16 protein-coding genes and 2 pseudogenes are annotated in these 19,901 nt (G+C 70.0%); 8 read left to right on the forward strand and 10 right to left on the reverse strand.

The annotated features are described in order from the left end of the window. Nucleotides 1-43 precede the first annotated feature (43 nt). The 5 genes and pseudogenes from ACIRF9_RS18080 to ACIRF9_RS18100 form a co-directional block, all read right to left on the reverse strand. On the reverse strand, nucleotides 44-1,744 hold the full coding sequence (locus ACIRF9_RS18080) for an FAD-dependent oxidoreductase (protein WP_403823600.1): 1,701 nt from the start codon (nucleotides 1,742-1,744) through the stop codon (nucleotides 44-46). A 107-nt stretch (nucleotides 1,745-1,851) separates the two neighbouring features. Beyond that, entirely contained in the window at nucleotides 1,852-3,093 is a 1,242-nt protein-coding gene (locus ACIRF9_RS18085; RefSeq protein ID WP_403822578.1) for an NAD(P)/FAD-dependent oxidoreductase, read from the reverse strand. A 64-nt stretch (nucleotides 3,094-3,157) separates the two neighbouring features. Then, nucleotides 3,158-3,562, reverse strand: coding sequence for a hypothetical protein (locus ACIRF9_RS18090; protein ID WP_403823635.1), 405 nt, complete (start codon nucleotides 3,560-3,562; stop codon nucleotides 3,158-3,160). A gap of 142 nt (nucleotides 3,563-3,704) precedes the next feature. Continuing rightward, nucleotides 3,705-4,136 (reverse strand): annotated as a pseudogene (locus ACIRF9_RS18095) (AAA family ATPase); the annotation flags it as partial. A 24-nt stretch (nucleotides 4,137-4,160) separates the two neighbouring features. Then, a complete protein-coding gene (locus ACIRF9_RS18100; RefSeq protein ID WP_403823603.1) occupies nucleotides 4,161-4,535 on the reverse strand; it encodes a cupin domain-containing protein in 375 nt (124 codons plus the stop codon). A gap of 344 nt (nucleotides 4,536-4,879) precedes the next feature. Between ACIRF9_RS18100 and ACIRF9_RS18105 the strand changes: the two genes are divergently transcribed. Both ACIRF9_RS18105 and ACIRF9_RS18110 read left to right on the forward strand, forming a co-directional pair. Next, nucleotides 4,880-5,290, forward strand: a complete 411-nt coding sequence (locus ACIRF9_RS18105; RefSeq protein ID WP_403822581.1) for an ROK family protein — start codon at nucleotides 4,880-4,882, stop codon at nucleotides 5,288-5,290. Beyond that, nucleotides 5,224-5,484, forward strand: a pseudogene (locus ACIRF9_RS18110) (ROK family protein); the annotation flags it as partial. The gene ACIRF9_RS18105 and the pseudogene ACIRF9_RS18110, both read left to right, overlap by 67 nt. Nucleotides 5,485-5,724: 240 nt before the next feature. On the opposite strand, the gene ACIRF9_RS18115 reads toward ACIRF9_RS18110, so the two are convergent. After that, nucleotides 5,725-8,469, reverse strand: a complete 2,745-nt coding sequence (locus tag ACIRF9_RS18115) for an ATP-binding protein (RefSeq protein ID WP_403822584.1) — start codon at nucleotides 8,467-8,469, stop codon at nucleotides 5,725-5,727. 410 nt (nucleotides 8,470-8,879) lie between these two features. After that, nucleotides 8,880-11,651 (reverse strand): AAA family ATPase, encoded by a 2,772-nt coding sequence (locus tag ACIRF9_RS18120; RefSeq protein ID WP_403822587.1) that lies wholly within the window; start codon nucleotides 11,649-11,651, stop codon nucleotides 8,880-8,882. Nucleotides 11,652-11,898: 247 nt separating this feature from the next. On the opposite strand from ACIRF9_RS18120, the gene ACIRF9_RS18125 reads away from it, so the two are divergent. From ACIRF9_RS18125 to ACIRF9_RS18135, 3 genes are all read left to right on the forward strand, one after another. Continuing rightward, a complete protein-coding gene (locus tag ACIRF9_RS18125) occupies nucleotides 11,899-12,579 on the forward strand; it encodes a sigma-70 family RNA polymerase sigma factor (RefSeq protein WP_403822590.1) in 681 nt (226 codons plus the stop codon). Between the two features lie 258 nt (nucleotides 12,580-12,837). Then, nucleotides 12,838-14,238 (forward strand): NAD(P)/FAD-dependent oxidoreductase, encoded by a 1,401-nt coding sequence (locus tag ACIRF9_RS18130; RefSeq protein WP_403822593.1) that lies wholly within the window; start codon nucleotides 12,838-12,840, stop codon nucleotides 14,236-14,238. Further along, the gene (locus ACIRF9_RS18135) at nucleotides 14,201-14,542 is read left to right on the forward strand and encodes a hypothetical protein (protein ID WP_403822596.1); all 342 of its coding nucleotides are present in this window, start codon (nucleotides 14,201-14,203) and stop codon (nucleotides 14,540-14,542) included. Before ACIRF9_RS18130 ends, ACIRF9_RS18135 begins: the two co-directional genes overlap by 38 nt. A 23-nt stretch (nucleotides 14,543-14,565) precedes the next feature. Here ACIRF9_RS18135 and ACIRF9_RS18140 read toward each other — a convergent pair whose 3' ends face one another. After that, complete coding sequence (locus ACIRF9_RS18140; RefSeq protein ID WP_403822599.1) at nucleotides 14,566-15,093, reverse strand: hypothetical protein; 528 nt, start codon at nucleotides 15,091-15,093, stop codon at nucleotides 14,566-14,568. 149 nt (nucleotides 15,094-15,242) lie between these two features. Continuing rightward, a complete protein-coding gene (locus ACIRF9_RS18145) occupies nucleotides 15,243-15,449 on the reverse strand; it encodes a hypothetical protein (RefSeq protein ID WP_403822602.1) in 207 nt (68 codons plus the stop codon). Between the two features lie 310 nt (nucleotides 15,450-15,759). Here ACIRF9_RS18145 and ACIRF9_RS18150 point away from each other — a divergent pair, with 310 nt between their 5' ends. Continuing rightward, entirely contained in the window at nucleotides 15,760-16,710 is a 951-nt protein-coding gene (locus ACIRF9_RS18150) for a sigma-70 family RNA polymerase sigma factor (RefSeq protein ID WP_403822605.1), read from the forward strand. Nucleotides 16,711-16,713: 3 nt separating this feature from the next. On the opposite strand, the gene ACIRF9_RS18155 is transcribed toward ACIRF9_RS18150, so the two are convergent. Then, a complete protein-coding gene (locus tag ACIRF9_RS18155) occupies nucleotides 16,714-17,613 on the reverse strand; it encodes a sigma factor-like helix-turn-helix DNA-binding protein (RefSeq protein ID WP_403822608.1) in 900 nt (299 codons plus the stop codon). Nucleotides 17,614-17,922: 309 nt separating this feature from the next. Here ACIRF9_RS18155 and ACIRF9_RS18160 point away from each other — a divergent pair, with 309 nt between their 5' ends. Both ACIRF9_RS18160 and ACIRF9_RS18165 read left to right on the forward strand, forming a co-directional pair. Next, complete coding sequence (locus ACIRF9_RS18160) at nucleotides 17,923-18,216, forward strand: WhiB family transcriptional regulator (protein WP_403822611.1); 294 nt, start codon at nucleotides 17,923-17,925, stop codon at nucleotides 18,214-18,216. A gap of 50 nt (nucleotides 18,217-18,266) precedes the next feature. Next, a complete protein-coding gene (locus tag ACIRF9_RS18165) occupies nucleotides 18,267-19,886 on the forward strand; it encodes a cytochrome bc complex cytochrome b subunit (RefSeq protein ID WP_403822614.1) in 1,620 nt (539 codons plus the stop codon). The last annotated feature ends 15 nt before the right edge of the window (nucleotides 19,887-19,901 follow it).

A 19,901-nucleotide genomic window follows, 5' to 3' on the forward strand; every position in this document is an offset into this window, starting at 1 on the left:
GGTCACTGGATTTGTGACAGGGCACCCGGGGGAGTCCCGGAAATCACTCGGCGAGCTTGCCCTCGGTGGAAACTTCCTCCATCAGGGAGGCGATCTCGTCAGGGATGGGACGAATGCTCTCGCGGGTGATGCCCGTCGTCGGCGACCACACGAGATTGACCCGCAGGGCGGGGTCGAGGTCGGGATAGTCGCTGCGGTTGTGGCAACCGCGGGTCTCCCGGCGTTCGAGCGCCGCCTCCAGGGTGGCCCGGGCCGCCAGGGCGGCGGACTTGAGGTCGAAGGCGTGTGCGAGATCCTGGAAGCCGGCGATGTCGGGGTGGACCCCTACGTTCTCCATCCGCTTCTCGATCATGTCCAGCTCCGCCAGTCCGGCGCGCAGCCCCTCCTCGTCGCGCACCACGCCCGCGTGCTCGGTCATGGTGTTGCGGATGGCACGCTGGAGCGCGCGCACGTTCTCCGGGCCGTCTGCGGCGAGCAGTTCGTCGACCTCGGCGCGGGCCTCGGCCGCCGCCGACGCCGAGCGCGGCTGCGCGGTCAGGGACTCCGAGTAGGCGGCGGCCGCGCGCCCGGTGATACGGCCGTAGACGAGCAGCTCGATGAGGCTGTTGCCGCCGAGCCGGTTGGCGCCGTGCAGTCCGCTGGAGGCCTCCCCGATGGCGTACAGGCCGCGGACGTCGGTGCTGTGGTCCTCCGGCCGGACCCAGACCCCGCCCATCGAGTAGTGCGCGGTGGGCGCGACCTCGATCGGTTCACGGGTGATGTCCAGCATCTGCAGGTCGAGCATCGTCTGGTACACCCGGGGCAACCGGTTCATGATCGTCTGCCGGGGGAGGTGGGAGACGTCGAGCCACACCCCGCCCTTGGGCGTCCCGCGGCCTTCCTTGATCTCCGTGTAGGAGGCGAGAGCCACGCGGTCGCGCGTGGACAGTTCCATGCGCTCGGGGTCGTAGCGGTTCATGAAGCGCTCGCCGAGCGCGTTGCGCAGGATGCCGCCTTCACCTCGCGCGGCCTCGCTGACGAGCGTGCCGGCCGCGTTCTCCGGCTCGATGATGCCCGAGGGGTGGAACTGGACCAGTTCGGGGTCGCGCAGGCGGGCTCCGGCCTCCACGGCCAGCCGGAAGGAGTCACCCGTGTTCTCGTCGCGCCGTGACGAGGTACGCCGCCAGATGCGGGTGTGGCCGCCCGCCGCGAGGATGACGGCGTCCGCGTGGATGAGATAGCGCGTTCCGTCCCGCAGATCGAAGCCGTAGGCCCCGAACACGGCGCCGTCGTGGGTCAGGAGCCGGGTGATGTACACGCTGTCGAGCAGGGGGATGTCCAACTGGATCGCGCGCCGGATGAGGGTGCGCTGGATCTCCAGGCCGGTGTAGTCGCCGGCGAAGGCGGTGCGCCGGAACTTGTGCGCGCCGAAGAACCGCTGGGAGATCCGGCCGTCCTCCTCACGGGCGAACGCCATGCCGTAGCGCTCGAGGTCGTCGATGCCGCGCGCGGCTCCCTGGGTGACGATCTCGGCGGTGCGGGGGTCGCCGAGCAGGTAGCTCTCCTTGAGGGTGTCGGCGGCGTGCTGCTGCCAGCTGTCCTCGGGGTCCATCGTGGCCAGTGCCGCGTTGATGCCGCCGGCGGCGAGGGATGTGTGGGCGTCCTCCTTGGGACGCTTGCCGACGGCGAGGACGTCGGCGCCGGTCTCGGCCAGCTCGATCGCCGCCCGCAGGCCGGCACCGCCGGTGCCGATCACCAGCACCATGGTGGAAAGACGTTTTTCGGTGGCAACCACGATTGCTCCGATCGCTTGGGTGGTCACTGACTCTGACCAGGTCCTCGGGGTGTTTGTGACACGCCTGCCGGCAGAGGTCAGGGGAGAAGATCGTTCAGGGGGACGGAGGGGTCGGCGAGGACGGAGTCGTCGAGATCCGCCCCGGACTCGATCAGGGCACGGATCGTGTCGATGACGTCCCACACGTTGACGCTCATCCCGGCGACGACCCGGTTCCCCGACATCCAGAAGGCGACGAACCTTCGTTCGGCGATCGTGCCTCGGAAGATCACACGGTCGTAGCCGCCCGGCTCCGTGTACCCCGTGTACTCCATGCCGAGGTCGTACTGATCGGTGTAGAAGTACGGCAGCCGGTCGTACACGGCGTCCTTGCCGAGCATGCTCAGCGCGGCCGTGCGCGGTTGGTGCAGGGCGTTGGCCCAGTGCTCGACGCGCAGGTGACGTCCGAGCCGCGGATGGTAGGCGTTGGCGACGTCACCCGCGGCGTAGATGTCTGCCCTCGAGGTGCGCAGATGCTCGTCGGTGACGATGCCGTTGCGCACGTCCAGGCCCGCCTCCTGTGCGAGCCGGACATTGGGGGTGATGCCCACGCCCACGACCACCGCGTCCGCGGGCAGACGGCTGCCGTCGGTGAGCAGCACCCCGTCCGCGCGGCCGCCGTCTCCCGTGATGCGCTCGATTTCCGCATGGGGGATCAGCCGCACACCGTGATCCTCGTGGAGGCCGGCGAACACCTGGGCCGACTCACGCCCGAGGACCTTCAGCAACGGCAGCCCGGAGTGTTCCAGGACCGTCACCTCGGCGCCGGCCGTCCGGGCCGCCGCGGCGGTCTCGAGGCCGATCCACCCGCCGCCGATCACGACGATCCGCGCTCCCTCGGTGAAAGCGGCCTTGAGCCGTTCACTGTCCCCGACCCGGCGCAGGTACAGGACATTGTCGAGATCCGCTCCGGGAACCGACAGCCGACGCGGGGACGAACCGGTGGCCAGCAGCAGCTTGGCGTAGGGCACTCGAAGGCCGCTGTCCAGCTCGACCTCCTTGGCCCGCGGGTCGACGGCCCGCACGCTCGTGCCCAGAAGCAGGTCGACGTCGTGCTCGGCATACCAGTTCTCGGTGTGCACGTAGATCGAGTCGCGGGCCTCCTTCCCGAGCAGATAGCCCTTCGACAGCGGCGGCCTGACGTACGGCCGCTCCTTCTCGTCGCCGATGACGGCGAGCGGGCCGTGATGGCCGTACTCCCGCAGCGCCTGCGCCGCCATGCCCGCGGCCAGGCCGCCTCCGACGATCACAAAGGTGTTCGCCGTATTCGCAGGGGACATGAGGTTCCTCTTTTCCGGTTTTCCGGGGTGGTGCTGGTGAGAACAAGATGGGGACACTCACAGCTCAGAGGCCTACCAGGGCCACCGCCAGCACGGCCGGATCGTCCCGTCCGGGCAGCAGGACGAAACCGTGCCGCTCCAGCTCCCCGATCACCTCGGCCCGCGACGACGGCCACATCCAGAACGTCTCGGTGTGCTCCCGCAGCACGCTTCCCGCTCCGCACACCCAGTAGTCGAACCGTGTCCGGATCCGGCCTCCGTCGGCCGACATCACCATGCGGCCTCCGTACTCGTGCCGGCCGATCCGCTGATGCGGGAAGACCCGCACGATCTCCTCGCGGGGAAGGCGTGTCGGCGGTAGCTGGAGGAGCAACGAACCGCCGGGAACGAGTGCCCCGGCGATGGCCGGCCACAGAGCAGCCCGTGCAGTGGGCGCCAGACAGGCGACCGTGTTGTGGCAGATCGCCACGTCGGCGACCTCGCACAGTTCCGCGTCGTCGAGGGTCCCGGAGTGGACGGTCACCCGCGCCCTCAACTCCGTCGGCAACGAGGCCAAGCGCGTCATCAACGGAGACGACCAGGCGGTCCGCCGCAGCACCCTCGCCCGCGCCCAGCGCCACCGTCAGCGCGTCACGGTGGACCGGGTCGAGTGCGTCGCATTCGTGAAGCACCGGTTCGAGCACGTGGTTGAGGCCGGCGAAACCCAGGTCTGCGAGGAACTCGACTCCGCCGGAGCGCAGCACCAGCACGCCGGCCGCCCGCGCGGCCTTCGCCGCGGCCTCCAGGAGAACCGACTTGCCGACGCCGGGGTCCCCCGACAGCAGCAGAACACCGCCGCCCCCGCCGACCGTTCCGTCGACGAACGAGCGAAGCAGTGCCACCTCCTGGTCGCGTCCTACCAGCCCATCGGCCGTGTTCCGCGACGCTGAGCCTTCACCGGCCACAAGCGGCCTCCTTCGAGAGCTGACATGGCGGACCCGGCGGCGTCGAGGAAGCGGAGGAGGCCTGCGGGCCGCGGTCCCGCGCGAAGCGGCCGGCCACACAGCAGGCCCCCTCCCCTCGGCGGTTCAGCCGGCGGAAGGCCGCGGGGCGCGCAGATGCGCCCGCTTCTCCAGTTCCTCCTCGTCGACCAGCGTCAGCATCGGCTGGCCCGGCGCGGCCAGCATGAACACGATGTACTTGGCCGGCGCATTCGACGAGGCGTTGCCGTTCTGGTAGTGGATCACGTCACCGCCCGGCTCCCAGAACGTGTCACCGGCCTTGATCACGTGCTCCGGCTCACCCTCGAGCTCCCACCGGACCGCGCCCTCGGTGACATAGCCGAAACACGGCCCCGAGTGCCGGTGCGGAGGAGTGCCGGGGTGACCGGGCGGCCACTCGACGAAGACGGTCATCCCCGAAGCGCCGTCGGGAATGAAGGGCGGCTTGATGTCCGCCAGCATCCTGGGCCCGGTCCCGTCCGGGCCGACGGGCCCGTGCCCGTGCCCGTGCCCGTGCCCGTGCCCGTGCCCATGCCCGTGCCCATGCCCGTGCTCGTGCCCCTCGGCTCCGCCCACCGAATCCTTCTCCAACACCGTGCCACCTCCGTAACCGGGCCCGGACGCACACGACCGTGTCCGGACACGCACAACCTGCTTCGCAGTGAAGACAGGGCATGCCGCGCATCTGTGACACGTGGGCCGGGAGCCGACACCCGACGCCACCGAGGAACGCAATCGAAGGACTGAAGCAACTCGCCGCTTGAACACGGAAGCTGAAGTGGCCCTACCCGGGCCGGCACGACACGGTGATCCGGGACGTCGCCCAGGAGGCCACAGGGCTTCCGGGCATCGTCGAGAACGACGCGAACGCCGCCGCATGGGGCGAGTTCGTCCACGGCGCCGGTGCGGGGCACGAGGACATGCTGAGGGTGACCGCGGGCGCCGGGCTGGGCGGCGGCATCATCAGCCGGGGCCGAATCTTCCGCAGCCGCTTCGGTATGGCGGGCGAGATCGGCCACTACCGGGCGGTTCCCGACGGGCTCCAGTGCCCCTGCGGGCAGCGTGGCTGCATGGAGCAGTACGCGAGCGAAGCGGCCCACAAGCGCCGCGCCCGCGAGTGGCGGCCGCCGATCCGGGGCGGGCCGCGGCGGTGCTCGCGCTGGGCGACGGTACCCCCGCCGGCCTCCAGGGGCAGCATGTTACCGAGGCCGCCCTGAGTGGAGACCCCGTCTGCCTCGACGTGTTCGGTCGATCCGGCCGCTGGCCGGGCCAGGCCCTCGCCGACCTCGCCTCCATCCTCGACCCGTCCGTCCTCCTCATCGGCGGCGGACTCGGCGACACCGGCGAACTGATCCGGCGTCCGGCCGAGGTCGCTTACCGGCGGGCTCTCGGCGGCGGCGAACACCGGGGCTACGCCCAGGTCCGTACCGCCACCGTCGGACAGGACGCCGGTCCCGTCGGTGCGGCGAACCGGGCTCGTCTGCATGAACTGCTCTGGTCCCCGGCGACCGTCCTGCTGACAGCGGGCCGACGACATCGCGTGCCGACGGCCACGGTTCTCGACCGTGCCCGCAGGGCAGCCCGGCCCTCATCAAGGCGGCGCAGGTTCACATCCTGTCGTCCCGACCGGCCTTGGTGCGGGTCGGAGGTGTCAACCCGCATCGCCGTCCGGCTGGTCGGCCGCGGGGTGTCCGTCGTGGAGCGCCGCGAGCGCGGCGGCAAGCCGGCCGCGACCGGTGATGCCGAGGCGAGGGTAGATGCGGTAAAGATGGGCCCCGACGGTGCGGTGCGAGATGAACAGGCGCTGGCCGATCTCCCGATTGCTCAGCCCCTGTGACGCCAGCACCGCGATCTGCATTTCCTGGGCCGACAGTCGGTCGCTGGTGTTCGCATGCCGCCGGCTGCTCGACTCGCCGGCGGCGCGCAACTGCTCGCGAGCCATCTCGGCCCAGGGCCGCGCGCCGACCCGGTCGAACTCGTCGCGGGCGGCGCGCAGCGGGTTCCGGGCCTCGACGTTGCGCCGTTGCCGGCGCAGCCGACGGCCGTGGTGCAGGTGCAGCCTGGCTCGCGCGAGCGACCAGCCGGCAGGCAGGGCGGCCAGTGCCGCGGCGTAGAGCTCCTCCGCCGTGTCGTCCGCGGACAGGACCGCATGAGTGTAGGCGTGTGCCACCACCATCATTTCCGAGGGCAGCCGGGCGGCCAGCTCGGGGAGTCCGTCCAGCAGTTCCCGGGCCTGATCCACGGCGCCCGCGGCCACCGCGGCGTCCGCCAGGTCCGGTGCGATCAGCCAGCGGCTGACCGAGTGGTAGTGCGGGTCGGCTGGATCGAACGCACGCGCGAGAGCGTCGTATGCCTCGGTCGCGCGGCCGTCGAAGAGCGCGAGCAGGCCCTCGACCTGCTGCGCCATGACGGCGGCGAACGGCATACCGGGGAACAGCCGGTGGGCGCGCAGTTCCCCGAGCATCCGCGCCGCGAGCTCCGTCTCGCCGCGCAGCGCCGCCACCAGGCTCCCGGTCGCCTTCACGCCCAGCCAGACGATCCATTCCCCGGTCTCCTCGGCCAGGGCGAGTCCTTCACCGGACTCTTCGCGGGCCCGGTCGAGCTGACCGAGGTACGCCCGGGGCCAGCTGCCCGCCAGGGAGCGGGCCAGCAGTCCGAGCCTGCCCTGCGACCGCCACACCGCGGCCGCCAGGGACAGATACCGGGCGGCGCTGGTGATGTCGCCCAGGACCATGGCGCCGCTGCCGAGGAAATGCAGGATCCGGCCGTCCTGCCGGTCCGGCCGGAGGCCGTCGAGCCGGGCGAGCACCTCGGCGCCGTGCCGATACGGTTCGGTGTACGCCCGTACCGTCAGGACGACGGGAGCGTCCGGATCGGGGTTCCATCGATCCAGTTCGTCCGCGGCCAGCGCGCGCACCCGGGCGTCGCCGTCCTGGAAGAAACAGCGGGCGGCGGCACGCCACAGCAGGTTCTCGGCGACATGTACGCCTCCCGTGTCGAACGCCCCGGCCGCGGTAATGATCATGTCCTCGATCCGGCGGTGCGGCTCGTCGGGTTCGAACGCCGCCTTGTCGGACACGACCATGAGACGGGCCCGCTCCAGTGGGCCGAGTTCGCGCGTGTCGGCGCGGTCCAGCAGCATCTGGGTCTGGACGCGGTCGTTGATTTCGCTGGCCGACTCGGCTGCGCGGACCAGGATTTCGGTCCTGCGGCGCGTGTCGTGGACGAGTTCGGCCGCCTGGCGCAGGGCCGGAACGGCCGAGGCCACCTTGCCCCTGGCCAGCGCCCTGTCGGCGAAACGTTCCAGCTGGACGGCGAGTTCCTCGTCCGGTCCGAGCGTGGCGGCGGCCAGGTGCAGGAGCCGGCGCTCGGGCGTGTCGGCCATGGCCTCGGCGATGGCGCGGTGGGTGTCCAGACGGTCGGCGACCGTTGCGCGGGTGTAGATCGCCGAGCGCATCAGCGGATGCCGGAACTCGAGGGTACGGCCGACCAGGCCGACCAGGCCCGCGTCGACCGCCTCCTGCACCGCGTCCACCGAGACCGTCGTACCGCTCAGCCGGCATGACACCTCCAGCAGCCGGTTCAGCGGTGCGTTCGGCTCGGTGGCCAGGGCCAGCAGGAGGGTGCGGCACTCCTGGCTCGCCGAGTCCGTGCGCGCGGCGAACGCGTCCTCCAGCCGCTGGGTCAGCGGCAGGTCGTCCAGCTGCGTGGGCATGTCCTGCAGGGTCTTGGGCAGTTCGACCAGGGCCAGCGGGTTGCCGGCGGCGCGCTCGAGGACGAGAGCCCGTATCGGCGCCGACAGATCGGGTGCGCCCGCATCGAGCAGTTCGGCGGCGGCCGCCCGGGCGAGCGGTTGCAGAGGGAGGTTCGGCAGGGTTCTCGGGTCGTACACGTCGGGGGAGTGGATTCGGGAGCCGGCGATGATCAGCATGGGGAAGTCGCGGGTGCGCCGGGCGACGAATCTGAGCACGTCCCGGCTCGACGCGTCGACCCACTGCAGATCGTCGACGAGCAGCAGGAGCGGCTGCCGGTCGGCCTCGTCGGCGAGCAGTTCGAGTACGGCGAGTGCGACTCCGAAGATCTGGGGCTCGGTCTGCGTGGCGCTGAACGCGTCGACCAGCGCCGTCCGGTGGGGGGACGGCAGGTTCCCGATGCCGTCGGCCACAGGTTGCAGCAGCAGTTGCAGGGCTGCGAACGGCAGCCACAGCTCGGACTCCACCCCGGCCGTGCTCAGCACCTTGAAACCGCTCTCGGCGCCCGCCGTGCCGATCGCCCGCATCAGAGTCGACTTGCCGACGCCGGCGGTGCCGTGGACCAACAGCGCACCGCCGTGTCCGTCCGCGGCGTTCGCCAACAGCCCGCGCAGGGTTCGCAGTTCCTCGTCCCGGCCGATCACCGCGTGTGTGCCGGTTCGCGCCTCGGGAGGGTCTCGGCAGCTGCACTGAGCATGTGTGGGCTTCCTCCGCGCAAGGGTCACGTCGCACGACATCGTAGTCACGACAGCCGTGGTGCCTTACACCTTGGGCGCGACCGCACCATCAGTAGACCGACTTACGCCGAGCCCGCAGCACGGCGTCGACGACATGCTGTGGGAAGGCCGACGCTGCAGAACCGGTTGGCCGGTGGACAGGGCCGGTCCCTCGATGACGGTGCCGAGGAGTCAGGAACACCAGATCGCCACACTCGCCGTCTCCGGGATGACCAAGAAGCAGACCTGACCTGACGGAGATGGCGGCACGCACAGTCCGCTGACCGGCGTACACCACAGGACGGGGCGGTGACGACGCCGCCCTGGCTCTCGCCGGCCTAGGCCGGCGTCGCCTCGCCCGTGAGCCGTACGGTGCGGATCTCCTTGCGGGAGGTGATGCCGAGCTTCGAGAACACCTTGCGCAGGTGCCATTCGACGGTGTGGGGGCTGATGAACAACTGGGCGCCGATCTCGGGATTCGTGAGGCCGTCGCCGACGAGACGGGCGATCTGCTCTTCCTGAGCTGTGAGGGGCTCGTGGGTCGCGGTCGGGTGCCTGCGGACCTTCGCCCCCGTGGCCTGCAGCTCGTGGCGCGCGCGTTCGGCGAACGCCTCGGCCCCCATACGGCTGAGCATGTCGTGCGCGGCGCTCAGTTGAGCACGGGCGTCGGCCCGACGGTCCTCGCGGCGCAGCCACTCGCCGTAGAGCAGCCGGACGCGGGCGAGGTCCATCCGGACCTCGGCCCGACCGAGGCGCTCGATCGCCTCACGGTAGAGGGCGTCGGCGCTGTGCCCATCGCTCACCAGGGCACGGACGCCGGCGGCGGTGCCGAGAGCCCAGTCGGTGCCGCTGGCCTGCGCCATGTCGCTGATCCTGGCCACGGCCTCGGCCGCGTTCTCGGGTCTGCCGAGTCGTACGGATGCCTCGACGAGCTCCACCGTCGACTGCAGGGACAGCCCGAGTTCCTGCGGGTTCTCACAGCCACGCCGGGCGGCCGCGTAGGCATCCTCGTACCGTCCGAGGCCGTTGTAGAGCACCGCTGCCGCCCACTGCGTCGCCGTGTCCACCTTGCCTTCCCCGCGCAGAAAAGCGTCCTGGGTGATCGCTTCGATCGCCTGTCGGGTCGTGGACTCGCGGCCCGTCCAGGGCGCGACGACCAGCGCGCTGTAGTGCGCGAAGAAACTGCTGCCGGTCACTTCGCCGATCGCCGTGGCCTCCGCGACCAGGGAGTGGGCGCTGTCGAGATCGCCGGCGAAGACCCGGTTCGACAGCCGCAGCAGCAGAGCCGACGGCAGCACTGACAGGGACCCCGTCTCGCGGGCCAGGCCGACCAGCCGGGCGGACAGCACGGACCAGCTCGCGAAGTCCCACGTATTGTGGGCCAGGCGGCATGCGAGCGGGAGCCAGCCGAGTCCTTCACGCTTGGAAATCCCGTCGACACGGTAGGCACTGAGTGCCTGAAGCAGCATCGGCGCGGCGACGGCGTACCCTTCCGTGAACACCCGCGCCAGGCCGTCCAGGAGAAGATCGTCGCGCGTCGGATCGGCGGGTTCGGGCGCCCGCAGAATGGCCTCCGCCACCTCGCGGATCCCGTGGCCCTCGGTCAGCCGGCCGGCGGTGAGCGCCGCGTAGATCGCGTCCCGGTAGGTCTCACGGGCGAGCCCGGCGTCGAGCGGTTCGAGTCGTGCGGCCGCTTCCAGCAGCAGGGGAAGGCCAGTGCCGGCGCTCTTGGACGCGGTCATGATCCGACCGCGCAGCAAGGTCGACCGTGCGGCTCCCAGCTCGTCGAGGGAGCTCAGTTCGGCAGCATCGGCCAGTTCCCGCGCGGCGTCGAACGCGCCGGCCTGGTACTTGGCCTGCGCCGCGGCCAGCGCCCTGGCTCCACGGCGCGCGGGGCCGGGGGTGAGCTGTGCGGCCCGGTCGAGAAAGGCCGCCGCCGCAGCGACACCGCCGCGGGCCTGCGCGCGATCCGCCGAGCGCTCCAGCTCGGCGGCCACCATCTCGTCCGGTCCCGTCGCCGCGCGCGCCAGATGCCACGCCCGCCGGTCTGGGTCCAGCCGGGCGTCGGTCGCCTCCGCCAGCGCCTTGTGCACCTCGCGACGGTCCCCCGGGCCGGCCGCGCGGTAGGCCGCCGAGCGCACCAGCGGGTGCCGGAAGCGCACCCAGGTGCCGAGGGTGATCAGTCCCGACGCCTCGGCCTCGACCGATGCGGTGTCGACGGCGATTCCCAGCCGCCGGGCCGCACGCCGCAGCAACGTCACGTCACCGACCGGCTCGGCGGCGGCGACGAACAGCAGGCGTCGTGTCTCGGCCGGGAGTGACTCGACGCGGCGGAGGAAGTCCTGCTCGAGCCGATTCGCGACCGGACCCGCCGGGGCGGGTTCCAAGTCACCGGCCGAGTCCAACGCCATCAACGCGCGGGGCAGTTCGAGCAGGGCCAGCGGGTTGCCGCGGGTCTCCGCGACGATGCGGTTACGCACCCGCCGGTCCAGCGGACCGGTGACGACCGAGGAGAGGAGCTTGCGGGCGTCGTCGTCGGACAATCCCGTCACGGGCAGCTCGGGCAGACCGGCGAACAGCTCACCGGCGGTGGGCTCACGCACGGCCACGACGAGCACGACCGATTCCGCCAGCAGCCTGCGGGCGACGAACTCCAGCGTCTGCGCCGACACCCGGTCCAGCCACTGAGCGTCGTCGATGACGACGACCAGCGGCTCGTCGCCACCTGCGTTCGCGAGCAGGTTCAATGCGGCCAGACCCACGAGGAACCGGTCCGGTGTGTTTCCTGCGCGCAGCCCGAACGCGGTGCACAGCGCGTCCCGCTGCGGCTCAGGAAGGTTGTCGAGACCGGCCAGCAGCGGTGCGCAGAGCTGGTGCAGGCCCGCGTAGGAGAGTTCCATCTCGGACTGGACGCCGGCCGCGCTGACGGTAGCGCATCCCGTGGCGCGCTCGAGCAGGTACTTCAGCAGCTCGGTCTTGCCGATCCCCGCCTCGCCGCGCAGCACCAGGACCCCGCTGCGTCCGGCCCTGGCCGCCGCAAGGAGGTCGTCGAGGACCTGGCACTCGCCCTGCCGACCGAGGAGTCCGGTCCGCGAGCCGTGGCTCGTCATGGTCAGCCTCCCTGTCGGTAATCCAGCGGCCTTTCGGCCGGGGCGTTGCCGGATCACTGCGGCCGTGGGACGGCCGAGGCGAGCCGGATCCATCGTAAAGGCTCGTCGGAGGCGGTCGGCCACGGATCCGGCACGGCACGACCACGGGGTCTCCTACGGGTTTCCAAGGGCGCGCCCGGCCGGCGTGAGGGCCAGTTTGGTGGCAGTCGATTTCCATCCGCCGACCCACGGAGTACAGGAGCCCATCGTGGACACACAGGTGGCCGAAGCGAGACAGAGCCGGGAGACGCCGGGCACGAAGGCCGTTCCCACGATCGTCGGGGTGGACAACGCGACCTGGGTGTTCGTCCGGGCCAGGCCAGGACTTCTCTACCTCGCCCACCGCATCCTGGGAAACGCGCCGGAGGCCGAGGACGTCGTTCAGGAGGCGTGGCTGCGGTGGCAGGGAACCGACCGCACGGTCGTCTCGAACCCGCAGAGCCTGCTCAGGACGACCACCGTCCGGCTGGCCATCAACGTCATCCAGTCCGCCTGGAAGCGCCGGGTGGCCTACGCCGGTCCTCAGCTGCCGGAGCGGGCCGACTCCGCGCCGACGCCGGAGGCCACGGCCGTAGGGCAGGACGACGTCGAGCGGGCGGTTCTGCTGCTGATGGAGAGGCTGACGCCGAACCAGCGCGCCGCGTACGTCCTGCGGGAGGGTTTCGGCTACCCGTACGACCGGATCGCCGAGCTCCTGCAGCTCAGCGTCGTCAATGCGAGGCAGCAGGTGGCACGTGCCCAGGAGCGTCTGAGCGCCGACCGTCGGCGGAGGCCGGTGGACTCCGTCGCGCATCGGCGTCTGGTCGCGGCGTTCCTTGCGGCGGCCCGCTCAGGTGATCTCGGGCGGTTGGAAAGGGTGCTGTCCGCCGACGCGCGTCACCGCCGGTGAGCCCCCGCGCCACGTGAGCGGGTCCGGTCGGTCGGCCGGGTCCACCGCACCGGTGTCCCGCCCCTCGCCGGGAACGCCGTACTGCTGGTCGGAGGCAGGACTGCCCGGCGCACGCCCATCTCGCACCCGGAGCCGGCTTTACAGGTGCGTCGCCTTCGGACAGTGGGGAGGTGGTGCGCGGGGCTCCGCCGCTCGGCCCTGTCACACCGTCCCGCCCCGCCTGGTCTATCCGGTGTCGAACAATGAGCAGAGGGAACCATGCGCGAGATTCTGATCGTCGGTGGCGGCTACGCGGGCTTCTACACCGCGTGGGGCCTCGAAAAGACACTGCGTCCGGACGAGGCACACGTCACGGTCGTCGACCCACGCCCCTACATGACCTACCAGCCCTTCCTGCCCGAGGTGACGGCCGGCTCGGTCGAGGCACGTCATGCCGCCGTGTCCCTGCGGCGGCACCTGCGCCGCACGCGGCTGATCGCGGGGAGCGTGACCGAGATCCGCAACGCGGACCGGACCGTCACCGTCCGGCCGGCGAGCGGACCCGACCACACACTCCACTACGACATCCTCGTGGTCACGGCCGGTGCCGTGACCCGCACCTTCCCCATACCGGGGCTGGCGCAGGAGGCCATAGGCCTCAAGCACGTGGAGGAGGCGGTGGCCATTCGCGACCGGCTGATGACCGCGTTCGACCAGGCCGCGTCACTGCCGCCCGGTGCGGAGCGGCAGCGGCTGCTCACCGTCACGTTCGTCGGCGGCGGGTTCTCCGGTGTCGAGGGCTTCGGTGAGCTGCTGTCGCTCGCGACCGCGATGCTCAAGTCCTATCCGGAACTGAGCATGGACGACCTGTCCTTCCACCTGGTCGAGGCCCGGGGCCGCATCCTGCCCGAGGTGGGAGACGGGCCCGGTGCCTGGGTGGTGCGTTCGCTGGAACGCCGGGGCGCGCGGGTCCACCTGAACACCCAGCTCGTCTCCGCCGAGGACGGGCACGTCGTGCTCTCCAGCGGGGAGGAGTTCGACTCGGCGCTGATCGTCTGGACCGCGGGAAACGCCTCGAACCCCGTGGTGCACAACCACACGGATCTGCCCGTCGACGAGCGTGGTCTGCTCATGGTCCGGCCCGATCTGCGCGTGGGCACCGACGGCGAGCCCGTGCCGGACGTGTGGGCGGCGGGGGACGACGCGGCCGTTCCCGACCTGGCGTCGCCCGTGTCGGGGGCGCACACCGTGCCGAACGCCCAGCACGCCGTACGGCAGGGCAGACGCCTCGCGAAGAACATCGCGGCGAGCCTGCGCGGAGGCAGAGTCCGGGACTACCGCCACAGCAGTCTGGGCGTGGTGGCGACGCTGGGGCTGGGGCGCGGCATCTTCCAGTACAAGCGCCTGGTCATCAAGGGACTTCCCGCCTGGCTGATGCACCGGGGCTATCACGTCCTGGCCGTGCCCACCTGGGAACGGAAGGTCCGCGTCCTCGCCGTCTGGCTCACCGCGGCCCTGTTCGGGAGGGACCTCGTGTCCCTGGCGTCCGTCCAGCACCCCAGGGACGCGTTCGTCGCGAGCGGTGACATGACACACGGGGGCAAGAGCCTCACGCATCCGTTCCCTGAGTCTGGAGCACATCATGAAGGCGAGCGAGGAGGCCGCACGCGGCCTGAGTGACATCGAGGGGTTCCTGTACCGGGAGGCTCACCTGGCGGCGGCACGCCGGCGCGTCACGGATTTCACCGCACGGGAGCCGGGGCTGACCCGGGAGCAGAGAACGGACATCGAGCGGTGGTACCTCGACGAGCAGACCTACGTCGCCCGCATGGTGACCGAGCACATAGCCGAACGCATCGGGGTGGTGACGGAGCAACACCACATCCGCTTCGGGCGATGGCTCCGCGGAACACTGACCGCGATGGTCCTGATCACCATGGCCATGGGACTGTGCGTGACGGTGGTCCTGGGAACGTTCAGCTGAACCGTGCCGACCGGAGGGCGCTCTCAGGAGCGCCGGGCGCGGTAGAGACCCCGGCCGGTGCGCTGGACCCGGGACGCACCGACGAGGCGGTCGAGCGTGCTGCGCACGCCGTTGATGCTTCCGCTGTCGGTGTCGCGGCCGAGCGCCGCGGCAACGTCACGGGCCCGTACGTCGGCATCGCCGACTGTGGCGAAGTAGTCCATGATCTGCTCGGTGAGCTTGCCGTATTTCGTCTGTCCGTCCGCCTCGGCGCCGTCGGCGACGGGGCTTTGCGCGGACTCGGGGGAGACGAGGTCCGTCTGCGGGGCGGCGGGCGTCGCGGCCTGGCCACGTTCCGCGTCCGCGGCACCGGCCGGGCCCGTCGCGGTCACGGCAGCCCGGTCCTGCATCAGGGTCTCGAGAGCGCCGAGAGCCCGCTGTACCGAGCCGAGATGCGCCACGACCGCGGCGAGCTCCCTTTCCAGCGCCTGCTTCTGGATCTGCAGGCGGGCCAGGTCCTCTTGAAGGCTCTCAGCGGTGATCTCAATGTTGTGGGCCGTTGCGGAGACCATGTGTTCCTCTCATCCTCAACCCCACGTGCCGCGCACCGGCTCACGTGCGGTGCTGCCCGGTCGAACGCGGGAATGGGTTCCCCTTCGCCATCATAGGCAGTGGCCCCACTCGGGACATAGCTGTGACAGGGCGACCAGAACATCTCGTATCAATCGTTGCCACTGTTCGAGCCCGCGGGCAGTGCGTCGGCGGGGCGCAACCGGCGCAGCGCCTCGGAGGTTGCCCTGATGCGTGCGTCGACGGTGTCGATCGCCTCCTGAAGCAGGCGGAGGCGGGCCTCGAGCAGCGCGGCCTCGGCCGCCAGGGACACACCGGCGGCGGCAGGGTCAAAGTGCTGGTCGGGATCTCGTGACATGACGCGTCTTTCTGCGGTGGCTGTGACACGCGCGTGGTGGACGCGGCTCGGCCCCTGCACGCATGTTCATGACCCTAAGCCACGATCACACACATGGTTGAACAGGCAACGAAACAGAACAGATCCTCCTGCCCTACGTCACACACCGTGTGACCGCACGGACGTCGCCCGTCCTTCGGACGGCCGGGAGCAACCCGCTGCCCGCTCACTGTCACAGAACCGGTCCGTGCCCGGTCTTAGTGGAACGGATGCGATTGGAACAGCCGTGACGTTCAGCGACGGCGGCCGGAGGAACGGAGACCGCAGGACCATGGATCTCGAACCGTCCCCCACGACGAGTGACCTCGAAGGGGCTGTCTCCGTCTTCGTGCAGCATCGGAACCGTCTTTTCGGAATCGCCTACCGCGTGCTCGGCAGCGCGGCCGAGGCCGAAGACGTGGTCCAGGAAGTGTGGGTGCGCTGGCAGAAGACCGACCGCTCCGTGGTGGTCAGCCCGGTCGCCTTCCTGTCGAGCACGACGACCCGGTTGGCCATCAACGTCGCGCAATCCGCCCGCGTGCGTCGGGAAACCTACATAGGACCGTGGCTGCCGGAACCCGTCGACACGAGCGCGGACCCGGAGGTGGGCGCGCAGCGCGCGGAAGCTCTCGAACTGGCGCTCCTCCTCGTGCTGGAGAAACTGAGCCCCACCGAACGCGCCGCGTACGTACTGCGCGAGGCGTTCGACTACGCCTATCCCGAGATAGCCGACATCCTTCACCTTAGTCTCGTCAACGTGCGGAAGATCGTGAGCCGTGCTCGCAAGCATCTGTCGGAGGAGCAGCGGGAGAGCGTGGACACGGCCGAGCACCGACGGCTTCTCAGCGTCTTCGTCTCGGCGGCTCAGACGGGGGATGTGGCGTCACTGGAGGCCCTTCTCGCCCCGGACACCGTCAGTCTGTCCGACGGCAACGGTATGCGGGGCTGCGCTCGTATACCGGTGCTGGGCCGTGCACGCGTGGCCAGGATGGTCACCTATCCGAAGCTCTGGCGGGACGCGGAGCCCAGATTGGTCGACGCCAACGGCAGTCCGGGCGTGGTGGTCTACCGAGACGGCCGACCCATCGTGTTCATGACGTTGGCTGCCTCGAAGGAAGGTATCCACAAGTTGATGTGGATGTTCAGCCCGAGCAAGATCGCCGCGTTCCTCGGTTCCCGTGCCCGCCTTGCGCCCGCTCTCGGCCCCACGGCGGCGCCGGCACCGGCCGTCGCTCTGCCGTGACGGCTACCGCTGGGAGCCGGGGCCCTGAGGGGCGGTCGGCCGGTTCCAGGAGCGGAGTTTGTCGGGGTTGAGGACGACCCAGACCTGGACGACATGACGGCCGGCGATGTCGAGGCTGATGACGGCGGCGACCTGACGGTCGTAGCGGGCGACGAGGCCGGTGCGGCCGTTGACGGAGTGCGTGGTCAGCGTGGTGCGCGGGCGGTGGGCCAGGAGTGTCAGCAGGCTGTGGGCGATCTGCCTGTTGCCGTGGACGGGCCTGGTGAGGGCCCGCACCTTGCCGCCGCCGTCGAAGAACGCGGTGGCGTCGGGGCACAGCAGCGACGCCAGTAGCGCGGCGTCCTCGTCCACGCAGGCCTGGCGGACGGCTCGGGCGAGGGCGTCGTGCTCCGCCGGTGTCGTGGGACGTGAGCGCCGCCGACGGAGGCTGTGGCGGGCCCGGTCGGCGAGTTCGGCGCACTCCGGCGCGGTGCGTCCCATGATGTCGGCGACCGCGTCGGGCGTCATCCCGAAGACGTCGTTGAGGACGAACGCCGCCCGCTCGGCCGGCGACAGGGAATCCAGCGCATTCAACAGAACCTGGCTGACCTCGTTCTGCAGTTGCTCCCGCGCCGCCTCGGCGTCCGCCGTCCGCGTGGGGTGTTCCTCCGGCTGACCGGCCTCACCCCGGTCGGGAAGGGCGAGCCGCCTCAGGCAGATCCCGCCCGTGGTCCTCGCGAGCCAGGACCGGGGTACCGTGATCTGCCGGCGCGCGGCGTCGGACAGCCCGTACCACCGGCGGTAGGTCTCGTCGAGCACGCTGTCCGCCTCGTCGGGGCTGCCCAGCATCCAGTAGGCGACGTCCAGCAGGAAGCGACGCTCCTCGAGCAGCTCCGCGATCGGCACCGCGTCAGCGTGGTCCATACGGCATCCTCCTTCTCGCCCGGCACCAACGCGGCCAGCGCATCGACCCGGTCGACGTTCGGGACGGCTTCAGCGACAGGGGCATCCTGATGGCCCTCGTTTCCTGGCTCAATCCGACTGACCGGGCACACACGGATCTTGTGACATCCCCGCGGTGCGCCGGCAGACCCTCGCCGCTCGCGTGTCACAAACGCGCCGCTTGTCCGGTCTCACGTGAGAGTCCCCGGTCTCTCGTCGTGGAGATGAGAAACCCGCCGATCGAGTTCCGGGGTTCCTGCCGGATGACGAATCCTGGAGGTTCGGTTTCTCATGGCTGCTGAACGAGGAGACCGCGCCGTGCACTGGCGCGAACGAGCAGCTTGTCTGCACGTCGACGACCCCGACTTGTTCTTCCCCATTGGAATCAGCGGGCTGACGGCGGTCCAGGTCGACGAAGCCAAAGCCGTCTGTTGCCGTTGCCCCGTCGTGGAGCGGTGTCTCGACTGGGCTCTGCGGGTGGGGCACGTGGAAGGCATCTGGGGCGGCACGACGGAGAGCGAACGTCGCGCGATGAGCCGACGTGCGTCCCGCCAGAACAAGGGCACCGTCACCAGGGTGGCGTGACGGCTCCGGCCACAAGTCCTTCGTGAACGGTTGATGAATGGTGGTAGGGCATGGGTCACGTAAGTCGCGAAACCGCGGCGCGGTCGGAGGGAAAAGGGGAAAGGATTGCCGAGTGGGCCGAAGGGCGACTCGGTGTCTACGGCCTGGTCAGGGAAAAGGCGCGAGCGGCTTTCCCGGATCACTGGTCGTTCATGCTGGGAGAGATATGCCTCTACAGCTTCGTCATCATCGTCGTCACGGGTGTGTATCTGAGTCTGTACTTCCATCCGTCCATGGCGCAGGTGGAATACCACGGAAGCTACGCGCCGCTGCAGGGCCAGCTGGTGTCGGAGGCGTTCGATTCGACCATGCACATATCCTTCGACGTCCGCGGCGGCCTGCTGATCCGGCAGGCCCACCACTGGGCGGCGCTGATCTTCGTCGCCGCGATGCTCGTCCATATGATGCGCGTGTTCTTCACGGGTGCCTTCCGCAAGCCTCGTGAACTCACCTGGCTGTTCGGATTCGCCCTGCTGATCCTCGGAATGTTCGGAGGACTGACGGGATACGACCTTCCGGACGACCTCCTTTCCGGAACCGGACTCGCGGTCGTGAACGGAACGATCCTGTCCATCCCCATCGTCGGAACCTACCTCTCGATGTTCCTCTTCGGAGGCGAGTTCCCGGGGAACGATCTGGTGGCGCGCTTCAACGCGATCCACGTACTGCTCATTCCCGCCCTCATGGTGGGACTGCTGGTCGCCCATGTGCTCCTGGTCCTCCGCCACCGGCACACGCAGTATCCGGGGCCGGGCCGGACCAACAGCAATGTCGTGGGCCTGCCGCTGAAGGTGCGCGCCGTGAAATCCGCGGGGTATTTCTTCTTCGTCAGCGGTGCCGTCCTCGTCCTGGCTGCGGTCGCGCAGATCAACCCCGTCTGGGTGTACGGCCCCTACCGTGCCGACCAGGTCTCGGCCGGATCGCAGCCCGACTGGTACATGGGTGTGGCGGACGGGCTGCTGCGGGTCATGCCCGGCTGGGAAGTCACCTTCTGGGGCCACACCGTGGCCCTGGACAACCTGATCCCGCTCCTGGTGGGAGTCGGACTCTTCCTCGCCATGGGCGCGTACCCGTTCATCGAGTCCTGGGTGACCGGTGACGACCGTGAGCGGCACCTTCTCGACAGACCGCGCAACCGCCCGGTACGAACGGCACTCGGTGTCGCATGGATCGCTTTCTATCTGGTGGCCCTGATCGGCGCCGCGAACGACATCATCGCCATCCGCTTCAGAGTCTCGGTCGAATCAGTGACGTGGGCCGTTCGCATCGGCCTCCTCGTCGTGCCTCTCCTCGCCTACGTCATAACGAAACGGTGGGCACTCGGCCTCCAGCGCCGAGACCGCGACAAGGTGCTGCACGGCCGTGAGACGGGAATGATCAAGCGTTTGCCACACGGCGAGTTCGTCGAGGTGCACGAGCCGCTCAGCCAGGAGCAACTGCACGTTCTCACCCAGCACGACCAGTACGAACCGATCAGCGCCGGAGCTGTCTGTGTCAACGGTGCCGCCGAATCCCGCCTCGCTCAGCGCCTGCGTGCCAGGCTCAGCCGGAGCCTCTACGGCGAAGGCACGCAGATCATCAAGCCGACGGCCCATGAGTACAAGGAGATCACCGGCAAGAACCGACACTGAGGGCTTGAAACACCG

The organism is Streptomyces sp. NPDC096132 (assembly GCF_044763345.1).
Classification (GTDB): Bacteria; Actinomycetota; Actinomycetes; order Streptomycetales; family Streptomycetaceae; genus Streptomyces.

Bases quoted from the DNA above. Each gene is read 5' to 3' on its own strand.
- ACIRF9_RS18080 (WP_403823600.1), bottom strand. From the start codon at position 1,744: ATGGTGCTGGTGATCGGCACCGGCGGTGCCGGCCTGCGGGCGGCGATC.
- ACIRF9_RS18085 (WP_403822578.1), bottom strand. From the start codon at position 3,093: ATGTCCCCTGCGAATACGGCGAACACCTTTGTGATCGTCGGAGGCGGC.
- ACIRF9_RS18100 (WP_403823603.1), bottom strand. From the start codon at position 4,535: ATGCTGGCGGACATCAAGCCGCCCTTCATTCCCGACGGCGCTTCGGGG.
- ACIRF9_RS18120 (WP_403822587.1), bottom strand. From the start codon at position 11,651: ATGACGAGCCACGGCTCGCGGACCGGACTCCTCGGTCGGCAGGGCGAG.
- ACIRF9_RS18130 (WP_403822593.1), top strand. From the start codon at position 12,838: ATGCGCGAGATTCTGATCGTCGGTGGCGGCTACGCGGGCTTCTACACC.
- ACIRF9_RS18135 (WP_403822596.1), top strand. From the start codon at position 14,201: ATGAAGGCGAGCGAGGAGGCCGCACGCGGCCTGAGTGACATCGAGGGG.
- ACIRF9_RS18140 (WP_403822599.1), bottom strand. From the start codon at position 15,093: ATGGTCTCCGCAACGGCCCACAACATTGAGATCACCGCTGAGAGCCTT.
- ACIRF9_RS18145 (WP_403822602.1), bottom strand. From the start codon at position 15,449: ATGTCACGAGATCCCGACCAGCACTTTGACCCTGCCGCCGCCGGTGTG.
- ACIRF9_RS18150 (WP_403822605.1), top strand. From the start codon at position 15,760: ATGGATCTCGAACCGTCCCCCACGACGAGTGACCTCGAAGGGGCTGTC.
- ACIRF9_RS18155 (WP_403822608.1), bottom strand. From the start codon at position 17,613: ATGGACCACGCTGACGCGGTGCCGATCGCGGAGCTGCTCGAGGAGCGT.
- ACIRF9_RS18160 (WP_403822611.1), top strand. From the start codon at position 17,923: ATGGCTGCTGAACGAGGAGACCGCGCCGTGCACTGGCGCGAACGAGCA.
- ACIRF9_RS18165 (WP_403822614.1), top strand. From the start codon at position 18,267: ATGGGTCACGTAAGTCGCGAAACCGCGGCGCGGTCGGAGGGAAAAGGG.